General features: G+C 40.6%; 9 protein-coding genes. 2 read left to right on the top strand and 7 right to left on the bottom strand.

Features of this window, described 5'->3' with window-relative positions:
* Positions 1–5 precede the first annotated feature (5 nt).
* From PMEL_RS00485 to PMEL_RS00460, 6 genes are all read right to left on the bottom strand, one after another.
* Positions 6–203, bottom strand: a complete 198-nt coding sequence (locus PMEL_RS00485; RefSeq protein ID WP_120173504.1) for a hypothetical protein — start codon at positions 201–203, stop codon at positions 6–8.
* Positions 204–412: 209 nt separating this feature from the next.
* Positions 413–2,668 (bottom strand): polyribonucleotide nucleotidyltransferase, encoded by a 2,256-nt coding sequence (gene pnp, locus PMEL_RS00480; protein ID WP_120173503.1) that lies wholly within the window; start codon positions 2,666–2,668, stop codon positions 413–415.
* Positions 2,669–3,482: 814 nt separating this feature from the next.
* Positions 3,483–5,501 carry a family 16 glycosylhydrolase gene (locus tag PMEL_RS00475; protein WP_120173502.1) on the bottom strand — a complete coding sequence of 673 codons (2,019 nt, stop codon included), beginning with the start codon at positions 5,499–5,501 and terminating at the stop codon, positions 3,483–3,485.
* A gap of 704 nt (positions 5,502–6,205) precedes the next feature.
* Positions 6,206–6,724 (bottom strand): TIGR00730 family Rossman fold protein, encoded by a 519-nt coding sequence (locus tag PMEL_RS00470; RefSeq protein WP_120173501.1) that lies wholly within the window; start codon positions 6,722–6,724, stop codon positions 6,206–6,208.
* Position 6,725: 1 nt separating this feature from the next.
* Positions 6,726–7,916, bottom strand: a complete 1,191-nt coding sequence (locus PMEL_RS00465; RefSeq protein WP_120173500.1) for an FprA family A-type flavoprotein — start codon at positions 7,914–7,916, stop codon at positions 6,726–6,728.
* Between the two features lie 83 nt (positions 7,917–7,999).
* A complete protein-coding gene (locus PMEL_RS00460; RefSeq protein WP_120173499.1) occupies positions 8,000–8,938 on the bottom strand; it encodes a carbohydrate kinase family protein in 939 nt (312 codons plus the stop codon).
* A gap of 141 nt (positions 8,939–9,079) precedes the next feature.
* On the opposite strand from PMEL_RS00460, the gene PMEL_RS00455 reads away from it, so the two are divergent.
* Together PMEL_RS00455 and PMEL_RS00450 are read left to right on the top strand one after the other, a co-directional pair.
* On the top strand, positions 9,080–10,321 hold the full coding sequence (locus PMEL_RS00455) for a M16 family metallopeptidase (protein ID WP_120173498.1): 1,242 nt from the start codon (positions 9,080–9,082) through the stop codon (positions 10,319–10,321).
* A gap of 108 nt (positions 10,322–10,429) precedes the next feature.
* Positions 10,430–11,701 (top strand): NAD(P)/FAD-dependent oxidoreductase, encoded by a 1,272-nt coding sequence (locus PMEL_RS00450; protein WP_120173497.1) that lies wholly within the window; start codon positions 10,430–10,432, stop codon positions 11,699–11,701.
* 1,109 nt (positions 11,702–12,810) lie between these two features.
* Here the strand turns inward: PMEL_RS00450 and PMEL_RS00445 are convergent.
* The gene (locus PMEL_RS00445; protein WP_120173496.1) at positions 12,811–13,827 is read right to left on the bottom strand and encodes a M28 family peptidase; all 1,017 of its coding nucleotides are present in this window, start codon (positions 13,825–13,827) and stop codon (positions 12,811–12,813) included.
* Positions 13,828–13,880: the final 53 nt, after the last annotated feature.

Genomic DNA, 13,880 nt, shown 5'->3' with positions numbered 1-13,880 from the left:
TCTGGTTATTCAAAAAAGTTTGGTGTGTATTTAGCTTGGCCACTGGGAGTTGTAGTAGTCTCAGTTTCGTATTCCTCATCCTCATCATCCATTTTGTGGCCTTGGGACTTTTCTGGGAGGTTGCCAGAGGCTGTTTCTAAGATAGAAAGTTCCTCTATGATTGGCATTGCAACCATAGCAGGGGAAAGATATTCTTTCTTCATTTTAGCGTTAATTGGTTTGATTAAGTTAAATATAGGTTTATTCTATCTCACAATGTGCAAGATAGATGTGGTTTTTACCATTTAGGCTATATGGTTTGTACAGTCAGGTAGAATTGGGTTTGTAGTCTACTTGGCTTTATAGATAGAGAATTGTAATCCCCCAGCAAGCTATAAAAGCCTCTGGGGGATTATAGTATTATAACAAACGATTAATCGTTGTTCTCATATTCATTGTTCTCACGACGTGGACGACGCTCATCAAAACGACGCTCACCATCACGACGTGGACGGCGGTCACCACGTGGGCGACGCTGTGGCTCAACATATCCCTCTGGTTTCTCAAGTAAAACGCGACGTGAAAGCTTGTACTTACCAGTCTTAGGGTCAATCTCGAGGAGCTTCACCTGAAGCTTATCACCTTCCTTGATGCCTGCCTCTTCAACAGTCTCAAGACGCTTCCAATCAATTTCTGAGATGTGAAGCAAGCCGTCCTTACCTGGTAGAATCTCTACAAAGCAGCCGTATGGCATGATAGAACGTACTGTACCCTCGTAAACCTCACCAATCTCTGGAACAGCAACGATAGCCTTAATCTTACCAAGAGCAGCATCGATAGAATCCTTGTTAGGAGCAGAAACCTGTACCTTACCAACACCATCAGCTTCCTCAATAGTGATAGTAGCACCAGTTTCTTCCTGCATCTGCTGGATAATCTTACCACCAGGACCGATAACAGCACCGATGAACTCCTTAGGAATCTCCAACTGAACGATACGTGGAACCTGTGGTTTCATCTCAGCACGTGGCTCTGCGATTGTCTCAGTCATGATATTGAGGATATGCTCACGAGCAGCCTTTGCCTGCATAAGTGCCTTCTCAAGAATCTCGAATGACAAACCGTCACACTTGATATCCATCTGAGTTGCAGTCAAACCATCCTTTGTACCAGTTGTCTTGAAGTCCATATCGCCCAAGTGGTCCTCATCACCGAGAATGTCACTCAATACTGCATACTTATCTTCTCCTGGGTTCTTGATAAGACCCATTGCAATACCTGATACTGGCTTCTTCATTGGAACACCTGCATCCATCAATGCGAGTGTACCTGCGCATACAGTAGCCATAGAAGAAGAACCATTAGACTCGAGCACCTGACTAACCAAACGAACAGTGTAAGGGAAGTCTGCTGGAATCTGACCCTTCAAACCACGCCATGCAAGGTGACCATGACCAATCTCGCGACGGCCTACGCCACGCTGAGCCTTAGCCTCACCTGTACAGAATGGAGGGAAGTTATAATGAAGGAGGAAGCGCTGATAGCTCTTCTCCAATACGTTGTCAACCATCTTCTCATCCATCTTTGTACCGAGAGTACAAGTAGAGAGAGACATTGTTTCACCACGCTGGAAGAGTGAACTTCCGTGTGGCATTGGCAGTGTATCAATCTCGCACCAGATGTTACGAATCTCATCTGTAGCACGACCATCCATACGCTTGCCAGTATCAAGAACGCTACGGCGCATAGAGTCACGCTGAACATCTGCAAAGTAGCGGTCAATAAGTGAGTGTTTTTCTTCGAGGTCGTCTTCTGAAAGATCTGTATGAGCAGCGTCATAAGCCTCGATGAAATCTGCCTTAATCTTGCTATAGGTCTCCTCACGGTGCTTCTTGTCGTCATCACCGCTCTGAGCCTGAGCGTAACAAGCATCGTAGGTAGCCTTGTGAAGCTCCTCACGCAATGCTTCGTCATTGATTTCATCTTCGTAGGTACGCTTAACGTCAGTACCACAAGCCTTTGAAAGTTCTTCCTGCATTTCACACATTGGCTTAATAGCCTCGTGTGCAACCTTCAAAGCAGCGATAAGATCCTGCTCAGAAACCTCGTCCATCTCACCCTCTACCATCATGATATTGTCCTTAGTGGCACCAACCATGAGGTCCATATCAGCCTCCTTCATCTGTGGGAATGTTGGGTTGATAACGTACTCGCCGTTAACACGCGCAACACGAACCTCTGAAGTAGTGTGCTCGATTGGAATATCTGAAGCTGCAAGAGCTGCAGAAGCTGCCAAACCAGCAAGTGCATCAGGCTGATCGATGCCGTCAGCTGACAGCAACATTACCTGTACATAAACTTCACAGTGATAATCTGATGGGAAAAGTGGACGAAGAACACGGTCCACAAGGCGTGATGTTAGGATTTCGTCGTCATTGGCTTTGCCTTCGCGCTTGGTGAAACCACCTGGGTAACGACCTGCGGCAGCATACTGCTCGCGATAATCAACTTGCAAAGGCATAAAGTCTGTGCCCGGAACTGCCTCTTTAGCTGCACAAACAGTGGCGAGAAGTACGGTGTTACCCATACGGAGAACTGCTGCGCCATCGGCCTGCTTTGCAACCTTTCCGGTTTCAATTGAGATGGTTCTTCCATCTGGCAATTGAACTGTTTTCGTAATTACGTTCATCTAAAATTTTAAAATACTTATTGTTTTGACCAACATCTTAGGGAACCAAAAGTGGTAACTCTGGATAAGACTCGATTGTCTTGACGTTTACCTTCTCACGCGTCCCGAAAAAATTAATCCGTGCAAATTTACCTATTATATATGTAACTTACAAATAAAAATGAATGTTTTTTAAGTCAGCTAATTATCAGATGTTAAAACGCTTAACTTGCTTTTCTTTTCCTTTTAATATACTCTTACTATTTTTTGTGGTTCCTTTTCCGTAAAATGTAGGATGCGCTTCGTATAGTCTTAACGAAAGAACTGAAGTTACTCATTAAACAAATAACACAGCTAAGACGCTCAGCAATTCATTCTATGATTATCCTCTATCATAGAAAAGTCCTTTATTTTAATACTGCAAAATTACAGATAAGGCACGGAAAAATCATTACAAAACATCAAACAAAACAGCTATAAATAACGATAAAAACACGAATAACGAGCAAACTTATAACCAGCAGAAAATCAGCTGATTATAAAGCAGTGAAAGAAAAGGTGCTTAATTAGACTTCAAAAGGGCGTTAGTAAGGGGCTTAAAGGGCGTCTTTTGCAAGTTAATTAGGCGTCTTTTAGAAGCCAAAAGAGCATGTCTTGGTTTTGAGCTACACGAAAATAGTTTACAAACATTGGTTATAAAAAAATCCGATTATGGGCAGATACTCTTGCACCATAATCGGAGTTTATATTGATTGGTATTGTTCAATTTTTCTTTGGTGCTGCAAGACAATCTATAATATTAAATAGATTGAGCATAATCTTGCATCCCACTTCTTTATTTTACCAAAACCTTCTTGCCATTGATAATGTAAATACCAGGAGCTAATTTTCCTTTATCATTAGCATCTCTAACCTTCACACCATTAGTATTATATACTGCACCATCATTCTGATCTGTGGTTTCTAACTTATCAATAGAGGTAATTACTTTGGTCATCGGACTGCCTACAATGTTGACACTACGTAAGAAGTACCCCAGTCCGGTTACTACCAAACCATTCTGTTTTAACTCTTCGATAACCTTAGGCTCAAGGTCAAGGGTATAGGCCTTTTCATCTTTCTCATTATCCAAGTTGATAATATTACCATACTGTACGCTAAATGAGAACTTAGGTCTTTTTGAATCAGTAGGATTCTTTTTATTCTGGCGTAAGAAAATCTTTGCACCAGGATTAGCATCTCTCACCACAAACTCAAGTTTCTGACCTTCTGCTAAATGTGCAAACAACTCTGCAGGGATAATTGTTTCACCCCACTGGAGTTCCTTGAATCCTGACCAAATAGCATCCTTCTTTGATGAATGACATACGGTGTATAAACGAATATTCTCACCTCGCAATACGCAGCCCTCATTCCTTAGCTTCTTACTAAGTTCTTCTGTCACAACGAAAGTTACCTGTGCATCATTCTTTGTAAACTCTGGCTTTAGAGTAGTGATAGACTGTCCACTTTTGTTAAAGATATCAAGGCTTGCTTGCTTTGTAGGATCACAAACCTCAAGGTCCATAACCAACTGATCTCCTACATTAATCTTAGCAAACTTCTCTTTAGCAAGGTCAAGACTTATCTTCTGATTTTTTCTGTATTCTGGACGGTTACCTATCCATAGTAGTGTATTTGCACGTTTAAAAACACGCAACCAGTCTACTTCTGTAACAAACTGATTAGGAACCTTATTAATATCACCTCCATACTTAGGGTTTAATTCAGGGTAGAGGGTTCCACCAAATCCTGTATATGGATACATACTTGGTAGTATTTCTGTATTAGCTTTCCACGCCTTACCTCCTACTTGTCCTGTGATGGCTACGTCCCAAACACGGTCCTCTCCATACTTTGAAAGGTTTTCTGCTAAGAGTGCATTATAACGATATGGATACTGCGGATTGTTTGATTTATATCTATTATCCTTTGTACGGAAAACAGATCTTACCCTTCCATCTAAGAGGAAAGTTACGGCTAAATGCTTTGGGTCACCTGGTTCTGGATCAATCTGTGCACCATAAACATGGAAGTCTTTTCCTGGATCAAAGTCAAGCTCCCTTACACGATCTCCATAGTCATTAATATTATGACTACTATTAAGCTTACCGTTTTGCGATCTTGAATTATAATCCATACCATGGACAGTCTGATGCAGATAAAAGCCTTTCTCCTTCATTGCATCTTTTCGGTCCTCATTTACAAAGAACTCTTGCAAATCAATCTCGAAAGTACTTGCTCCATTACAGTGACGAAGCCATAGTGCCATCCAAGTTCCGAACTCGTATGGAATCTTTGCTTTTACTTCTATACGGGAGTAAAGAGGATAATAAACTCCGTGTTCTAATCCTTTACCGGTTCCCATGTCAGCTCCATTAGCATTACGACTGGAGAGGGCCCCAGACCACCAACCATACTTTCCAAAGTCGTGCTTTGGCTTAAAAGGTGGCTGTACCTTTACTTTATAATCGGTTCCAGCTGGGTCTTTTTTAGGATCAGGACGACGTCCTGTCAAAAGAGGTTCACGTGAAGCGGTTATATATGCCACTCCATTTCTTACCTTAACCATATCGGCACGATAATACTGGACACCTCCTTGTCCTTCTGTATTACCATAATCATCAAACTTATAATTATACTTTGGATCACCATAGATACCCCATCGGGATTCGTCAATCTTGTTTCCATTAAACTCATCACCTCCATAGTAATTCCAACCAGCCATTGGCGGTACGGCATTCTGTGTTACTTGTGCAGATAGGTTAGAGAGTCCTAAACATAACCCGCAAAGTAATAATCCTGTTTTTTTCATGTTGTTTTGATTAATGAGCAGTTTAAAACTACTCGTTGTTATTTAATAAAATCAAGGCGGCTCAATATTAAATAGGAAAGCTGATATCATCTTGCAAAGCTGACCTATCGTGATTTTTCAATCTAATATGAACAAACCTTCGGCTGCAAAATTACACTATTTCCCGCATATTTACTCAGTTCGTGGCTCGGGTAGAGTGCAAAATAACTGTAAGGTATTGTAAACGTACTCATTTTATGTTGAAGAATATGAAATGAATACGCCTAATGTTTATTTTTGTTTCATTCAAACGGGTTGTATTACATTGCTACCTTGTTTATAAGATATGAATGTAGATAACAAATGATACTAAAAAGATTGGACAGTTTAAATTTTATCTTATAAATAAGAAAAGGGTATATAAGAAAACACAATATATCCCCATTTTCATGCGAAGACAAAAAGTTCGTTTTCAATAAACGATTTCTATAAATCTACTTTCCTGTCACTCCTATCACTCCTTTTACGCAATTAAAAAGCTGATTATAAATCGATTACACTAAATGTTAAAAGTGACAGCAAATTAAATTGAAAGTAAATTTGTAGAAAAAAGTGTGTTCGTTCTAATCTTGAGTGTCGATTATGAAGCCAAAAATAGGAAGAAACCTTATTTATATTATGTTTTTGTTTTCTGAACTGTTGTAAAACTGTTCTTTAGAAAACAATCACTTCCTTAAGTCATCAATGGTCTTTACCTCTATATAGTCGTTGAGAGAGCCACGTAACATTTCTTTCTTTAAAAGGTCGTTCAGCAGGGCTATAAGACTATCCCAGAAGCCTTCTACGTTAACTAAGGTTACCTTCTTATGATGATAACCAATAGAAGCTGAGCCTGCAACGGTGAAAATTTCATCAATAGTCCCTATACCTCCAGGCAATGCATAGAACTCATCAGAGCGTTCCATGATAATTGCTTTGCGATCAGTAAGGTCTTCACAAGGAATCTCTACATCTACATAGCCACTAACTCTGCGTCCTTCTTCTAAGATGCGAGGGATAACCCCGATAGTACGTCCACCAGCTTCGTGTACAGCCTTACCAATACACTCCATCAATCCACTATTAGCTCCACCATAAACAAGCGTATGTCCATTCTTTCCAATCCATCGTCCCAACTCTTCCGCAGCACGGAAGTAGTCGGGAGCAATGTTATTGTTTGCAGAGCAAAATACAGCTATATTCATCTTATTCCTCTAAGAGTTTAGCTGCCATTTCGCGTCCTAAGCGATTACACTCTTCCTTAATCTCTGGAGTAAGTGCTTGCTTCATCTCTACTGGCTCACCCACTTTCTCGAAGTGGAGGTGATTTTCATTCCATTCACCAATAGCAGCAACAGCCTTTGATGCCCATGAATAAGAGCCAAACCAGCCGATAAGGTGATTCTTAATATCGCGGTTAGCAACCTCCTGCAAGAGTACGTCCATCTCGTGATAGAGTCCTGCATTATAAGTAGGAGCACCAACGATTAAGCCACGAAAGCGGAAGACGTCCTGAAGAATATAGCTATGGTGAGTCTTAGAAACGTTATACAGACGAATATTCTTTACACCAGCGAGCGATGCTGAGCGTGCAATCTCCTCTGCCATACGCTCAGTATTGCCATACATTGTACCATAACAAATTACCAAGCCTGGCTCAGTTTCGTACTTAGACATTCGGTCGTAGAGACCAATAACCTTGTCAACATACTTATGCCATACTGGTCCATGAGTAGAGCAGATATAGTCAATATGAATACCAGCAAGCTTCTTTAATGCGTTCTGAACAGGTGTTCCGTACTTTCCAACAATGTTAGAATAGTAACGAACCATCTCTAACCAACACCAATCAGTATCAATCTCTTGATCAATGAGACCGCCATTTAATGCACCAAAACAGCCAAATGCATCACCTGTAAAGAGGTGGCTGACCTCACCTTTGCAGAGTGTCATCATTGTTTCAGGCCAGTGAACCATTGGAGTCATAAAGAACTGTAAGGTATGATTACCTAAGCTCAACTCCTCACCATTCTTAACCTCTAACGTATTATCCTTGACACCATAGAATCCTGACATCATATCAAAGGTTTTCTTATTACCGATAACTTGGATGTTAGGATAATATTTACGCAGCAAACCTATTGAACCAGAGTGGTCAGGCTCCATGTGGTTGATGACTAAGTAATCAATCTGTCGGTCGCCCAACACCTCACGAAGTCTCTCAATAAACTGAGTAAAGAAGTCTACTTCAACTGTATCAATAAGGCAAACCTTCTCATCATCAATGAGGTAAGAGTTATAGGTCACACCATAAGGCAATGGCCATAATCCTTCAAAGAGGTTCTTATTACGGTCGTTAACTCCTACGTAATAAACTTTATTGGCAATTTCTATCATTTTATTTTTGAATTTATGTAGTTTCTTTTTAAAGCTTATTGGGCTTATTTGGCTTATTGGACTTATTTGGCAAATAAGACTAATTATAAGGCCCCATCTCTCATCTTCTCACCAAACTCCTTGCTTACATAGTTGAAGATATCCTTACAGCAATCTGCAGAGAACGCCAAAGCATAGTTGATGAGTTTATCCCACTGCTCTTCTGTTAGTCCTCTTTCGAGGTCAACACGAGTGATTCCATACTTCAACATACCGAAGATAAAGCCTGCATTAAAGTTATCGCCGGCTCCGATAGTGCTAACAATATTAGTGTCAAGTACTGGGTATGACTTTTTCAATTCCTTACCACTACGCACCTCCACAGGTTGACTTCCCTGTGTATAGATAAACTGTTTGCAATAGAAGGAAATCTCTGCATTATAAACTTTATCAGCATCCTCCTTCTTGTAAAGTGTCGCAAAGTCTTCGTGACTGCCACGTACAATATCAGCATAATCAAGGTTCTCTATCAGATTAGGTGTTATCTTGATAACCTCATCTTTGTGTGCTGGGCGGAAATTAACATCATAGTAGATGATGGCACCACGTGAGCGAGCATAATCGAGCAATCCTACTACCTGTGGACGAATCACCGGATTCACCGCATAGAAGGAACTGAAAAGCACGATATCATCGGGCTGGATATCAGGGAAAGTAAAATCTAACTGATCGTGTGGATGATCTTTATAGAAGATATATTCTGCATCATTCTTCTCATTGAGGAAGGCAAGCGACACAGGCGACTTAGAATCAGGGAAAGTAGAAACGCTATCAGCATTCACACCATTGTTCTTCAAGAAATCAATGATGTATTTTCCAACATGGTCATTACCCGCTTCAGAAATAAACGATGCGTTAACTCCGCAGCGTCCTAACGATGTAATGGCATTAAAGGTAGACCCTCCTGGAACTGCCTCAACTGGTTTATTATCCTTAAAGATGATGTCTAAAACGGTTTCACCTATACCTATTACTTTCCGCATTTTATTGTGAATTATATTGTGTCTCACTTTAGTTGTGCAAATATACTGAAATTTAGGCGGATTACAAAATGAAATGAGTTCTTTTTTCTTTGTCGTTTAAAGTCTATTACTTTTCATTCTTTTTTCTTAATTTTGCACCCTATGACAAGATATCAAACTGCAGTCTTGGAGAATGGACTGCGCATCATAGCCCTTCCAACGGCCTCACCAGTGGTTTATTGTGGGTATCAACTCAATGTCGGGACAGCCAACGAACTACCTGATGAGGAGGGGATAGCTCATTTCTGTGAGCACGTTACGTTCAAGGGTACTACTCGTCGCACAGCAATAGATGTTATTCACTGTCTTGAACAAGTGGGAGGCGACCTCAATGCCTTTACAACTAAGACCGATACGGTTTATTATTCTGCTATTCTAAAAGACCATCTCCCACGAGCAATAGACCTTCTGACAGATATTGTTTTCCATAGTGTCTATCCACAAAAGGAGATAGATAAGGAAGTCGAAGTTATCTGCGATGAAATCGAATCCTACAATGATAGTCCTGCAGAGTTGATCTATGATGAATTTGAAAATATCATCTTCCGTGGGCACCCTTTAGGACATAGTATCCTTGGAACGGCAGAGCGTGTTCGGAAGTTCACAACTGAGGATGCACTTCGATTCACAAAAAAACATTATAGACCGATGAATTCGGTGTTTTTTGCGTATGGTGATATAGATTTTGATAATCTGCTCAGTCTTTTAGAGAAAGAGAATGACTGTAAAGTAAAGGTAAAGGGCGAAACAGAAAAACCAATAGAAATTCCGCTTCCTGCATTGAGTGAATACCAACCTCAAACGGTTAAGATTAATAAGCATACTCATCAAGCTCACGTAATGATTGGTAATCGTGCCTACAGCATACATGACAAAAGACGTATGGCACTTTATCTATTGAATAACATCTTAGGTGGACCAGGTATGAGTGCCCGTTTGAATCTTGCACTTCGCGAACATCGTGGACTTGTCTATACGGTAGATAGTTCTATGGTGAGCTATTCGTTAACGGGTATTTGGGCTATATACTTCGGTTGTGATGCCGATGATTTAGATGAATGTATGCGCCTTGTACGTGCAGAACTCGACCATTTCATCGATACTCCATTGACGGATGACGAGTTGGCTGTAGCTAAACAGCAGATTAAAGGACAGATTGGTATTGCATGTGACAACCGTGAAAACCTTGCTTTAGATTTTGGTAAAGGCTTCCTCCACTATGGATGGAAGAAGGATATATCAGCACTCTATCGCAACATTGATGCAATAACGGCAGAGGAGGTGCAAGCTGTTGCGCGCGGACTCTTCCCAGAAGAACGACTTACAAAATTAATTTATATATAGACGGTATAACTTTTCCTCTAACAAAGAATACCTCTGGCACGATTTTCTCTATAAAAAAAGAAAGGGAATAGACGTATAAAAGATAACAAACATAAATATAGCAGGATAATGAAAGCAAACATTGAACGCACTAACAAAAAAAGAGTCGTTATTGTTGGTGGTGGATTGGGAGGTTTGGAATTGGCCTTCAAATTAGTAGATGATGATTACCAAGTTGTATTGGTAGATAAGAATAACTATCATCAGTTCCCTCCATTAATTTATCAGGTGGCTTCGGGTGGTCTTGAACCAAGTAGTATCTCTTTTCCTTTCCGTCGACTTTTCCAAGGACGAAAGGACTTTTTCTTCCGAATGGCAGAGGTAAAATCGGTGGATTCGGCTAAAAAGACTATCAACACAACGGTGGGCGAGATAGAATACGACTATCTTGTATTGGCATTTGGTGCAAAGACTAACTTCTTTGGAAATAAGGATATTGAAGCAACGACACTCCCGATGAAATCGGTTAGTGAGGCTATGAAACTCCGTAATACAATCCTGCGTAATCTTGAACTTGCTTTAACAGAGGAAGACCCAGCACGCAAACAGGCATTGATGAATATCGTTGTTGTCGGTGGTGGTGCTTCGGGTGTTGAAATTGCAGGAGCTGTGGCTGAGATGAAGAAGAACATCATTGCTCGTGATTATCCCGACCTTGACTCTTCACAGATGCATATCTACCTTGTTAATGCAGGTGACCGTCTTCTTGCAGCTATGGATCCAGTATCATCAAAACGAGCAGAACGAGATCTGAAAGACTTACATGTTCATATCCGTCAGCCTCAGTTTGCTACTGAATACAAAGATGGAATTCTGAAAACCAGTGCAGGCTTGGAAATCCCTACACAGACTGTTATTTGGGTGAGTGGAATCTGTGCAAATACCGTCGAAGGTTTTCCTGCGGAGAGTATTGGGCATGCTGGTAGACTCCTTACCGACCGTTTTTGTCGTGTAAAGGGTGTAGAAGACGTCTATGCAATTGGAGATGTAAGCCTTGTAGAAGGCGATGAGGAATATCCACTTGGTCATCCTCAGCTCGCACAAGTAGCTATGCAGCAGGCAAAGACCGTTGCAAAGAACTTCAAAGCAATGTTGAAAGGAAAAGAGCCAAAGCCTTTCAGATACAAAAACCTCGGTGTAATGGCAACTATTGGTCGCAACCATGCTGTTGCAGAAATCTCTGGAAAGAAGTTTGGAGGCTTCCCTGCGTGGGCATTGTGGCTCGTTGTTCACCTTCGTTCTATCCTTGGCGTAAAGAATAAGACATTTATCCTGCTCAACTGGGTATGGAACTATATTAATTATAAACAAAGCCTGCGTTTGATTTTGAAGGCAAAATAAAGACTCTGTTCCCTACTATTGGGAACAGAGTCTTTTTTCTGATTCTTTCGTTAAAGCATAGATTGGAAATAGAATAAAGCCTTGTACACTTTATAAAGACCGCACCACTTATTCCCTCTTGCTTCATATTTGTAAACTATTTTCACATAACACAAAACCAACACATGCTTTTTTAGCTTCGAAAAGACGCCTAATTGACTTGCAAAAGATGCTCTTTAGAGCTCTTACTAACGCCCTTTTGAAGTCCAATTAAGCACCTTTTAGAATAGAGTTTTATAACCAACTGATTTACTGTTGGTTGCAGACTTACTTTTTATACGTATTTTTTTCGTTATTTATAGACATTTCACCCGAATTTATGTCATATTTTTTCAACCTGTTATCTTCGAATTTTCAAAGTACTAACATGAAAAGGTTTTCTATGTCAGAGGGGAATAATACAATAGATTGTAGATGGTCTTGTCTATGTTTTTGTTTCATGAAGAACCTTTTCCCGCCTATTAATCAATGCCTATTTACCATTAGAAGAACTTTTTATATGCATAAAATAAATTATTATTATACTATTTATAAACTATTATTATACCAATTAAGCCTATCTCCCCTCTTTCTTGTACTTATTTACCGACCCACCTCTTATTATTTCATGAGAAGAATTTAGAGGAGAAGAAGGGGTTATCACAAAAAGAAAGTGTGCTAATTACTTGTTGAAGTCAATAAAAGCCTCATCTGATGAACACTTTGTTGGCATAGTACGACTTTACCTTTTTCTATATCATGGTTAGTAGGTTAAAACCAAATTGGTCATTAGAGCTTAAACATATTTTGTTTTCTTATCGGTATCTTGTTTGTTTTTGGAACGCAAGCGTAGCGGGCTACGTCAAGTTACAAAGACAAACAAGATACCGATAAGAATATAAAAGATGTTAGGAAATAATACTATAGCAAGAAGAACTATACATATTATGCTCTAATAACCAATTTGAGTTAAGAAAGAAACAAAAATAAGAAAGGCTGGAATCCACAATAGAATCCAGCCTTTTATTATTCACAAAGGTAATTGCTACTCCCTCTTCCCTCGGAAAGGGGTTGAGGTGAGGCGTTATTTCTTACAGCGTGTACAAGACCTGTATAACAGTCTGACCCACTGCCTGCAACGTATTCTTATCGATATGCTCCATCGTATCATTGACAGTATGCCATGTTGGACCGAAAGAGCTTTGTTGACAATCAGGATAGTAAGGAATGATATCAATTGTAGGAATACCTGCAAATTGATTCACTGGGACATGATCGTCAGTAACCATTCCACCGATAGCATCAGGGAAGTAAGAGCCAAATCCAGCGTTCTTTGCAGCCTCCCACACACGGTTTACGATATCAGGAGCAAACTGAACAGACATTCCCTCACGATAGAACTGTGCACCTTCGCCACCTACCATATCGAGAAGAATACCGAACTCAGGCTTAATAGCCGTTGGGAAGTTCTTTGCATAGTATTGTGCACCAAGTGCCCAAGAGTCGCCAGTATCTTGATATCGGGTCTCCCAACGTGGTATTCCCCAGTCTTCTGCATCAAAACAAACGAAGTCAACACCTACTTTTAACTTCTTATCAGCCTGCAACTGGCGTGCTAACTCAAGCATTACAGCCACACCGCTGGCACCATCATTCGCTGCCATAACAGGCTTCTTGTGGTTAGCAGAGTCTGGATCGTTATCAGCCCAAGGGCGACTATCCCAGTGCGCACAGATTAAAACACGCTTCTTTGCTTCTGGATTAAAACGTGCGATGATGTTAGTTGCCTTCAACACCGTACCATCATAGGCTTTTACATCGGCTTTCTGCTCCTGCACCTCACAACCATACTCTTTGAATTTCTCTACTATCCATTTGCCACACTTATCATGTGCTTCAGAGTTCATCACACGTGGACCGAAGTCACACTGTGCTGCTGTAAAGGCGTATGCAGAGTCAGGATTAAACGTAGGGCCGACAGGCTTGACTGTAGCCACAGTATCAGCAGCATTATCAGCATTGCTTGCTTTCCCCTTACAGCCGTATGCTACGGTTGCAAGAGACACTGCCAAGAGGCAGCCGAAAATGAGTTTTATATTCGCTTTCATTGTTGATTGATTTCTTTTACACTCCCACACTATCCCAAAGAGATGGTGGAAAA

It is taken from the genome of Prevotella melaninogenica, from assembly GCF_003609775.1.
GTDB lineage: Bacteria > Bacteroidota > Bacteroidia > Bacteroidales > Bacteroidaceae > Prevotella > Prevotella melaninogenica_A.
This window is presented reverse-complemented; position numbering and strand designations above follow the sequence as displayed.

Excerpts from the sequence above, each read along its gene's own strand:
- PMEL_RS00475 (WP_120173502.1), bottom strand. The coding sequence starts at position 5,501 with ATGAAAAAAACAGGATTATTACTTTGCGGGTTATGTTTAGGACTCTCT.
- PMEL_RS00465 (WP_120173500.1), bottom strand. The coding sequence starts at position 7,916 with ATGATAGAAATTGCCAATAAAGTTTATTACGTAGGAGTTAACGACCGT.
- PMEL_RS00455 (WP_120173498.1), top strand. The coding sequence starts at position 9,080 with ATGACAAGATATCAAACTGCAGTCTTGGAGAATGGACTGCGCATCATA.
- PMEL_RS00460 (WP_120173499.1), bottom strand. The coding sequence starts at position 8,938 with ATGCGGAAAGTAATAGGTATAGGTGAAACCGTTTTAGACATCATCTTT.
- PMEL_RS00450 (WP_120173497.1), top strand. The coding sequence starts at position 10,430 with ATGAAAGCAAACATTGAACGCACTAACAAAAAAAGAGTCGTTATTGTT.
- PMEL_RS00445 (WP_120173496.1), bottom strand. The coding sequence starts at position 13,827 with ATGAAAGCGAATATAAAACTCATTTTCGGCTGCCTCTTGGCAGTGTCT.
- pnp (WP_120173503.1), bottom strand. The coding sequence starts at position 2,668 with ATGAACGTAATTACGAAAACAGTTCAATTGCCAGATGGAAGAACCATC.
- PMEL_RS00470 (WP_120173501.1), bottom strand. The coding sequence starts at position 6,724 with ATGAATATAGCTGTATTTTGCTCTGCAAACAATAACATTGCTCCCGAC.
- PMEL_RS00485 (WP_120173504.1), bottom strand. The coding sequence starts at position 203 with ATGAAGAAAGAATATCTTTCCCCTGCTATGGTTGCAATGCCAATCATA.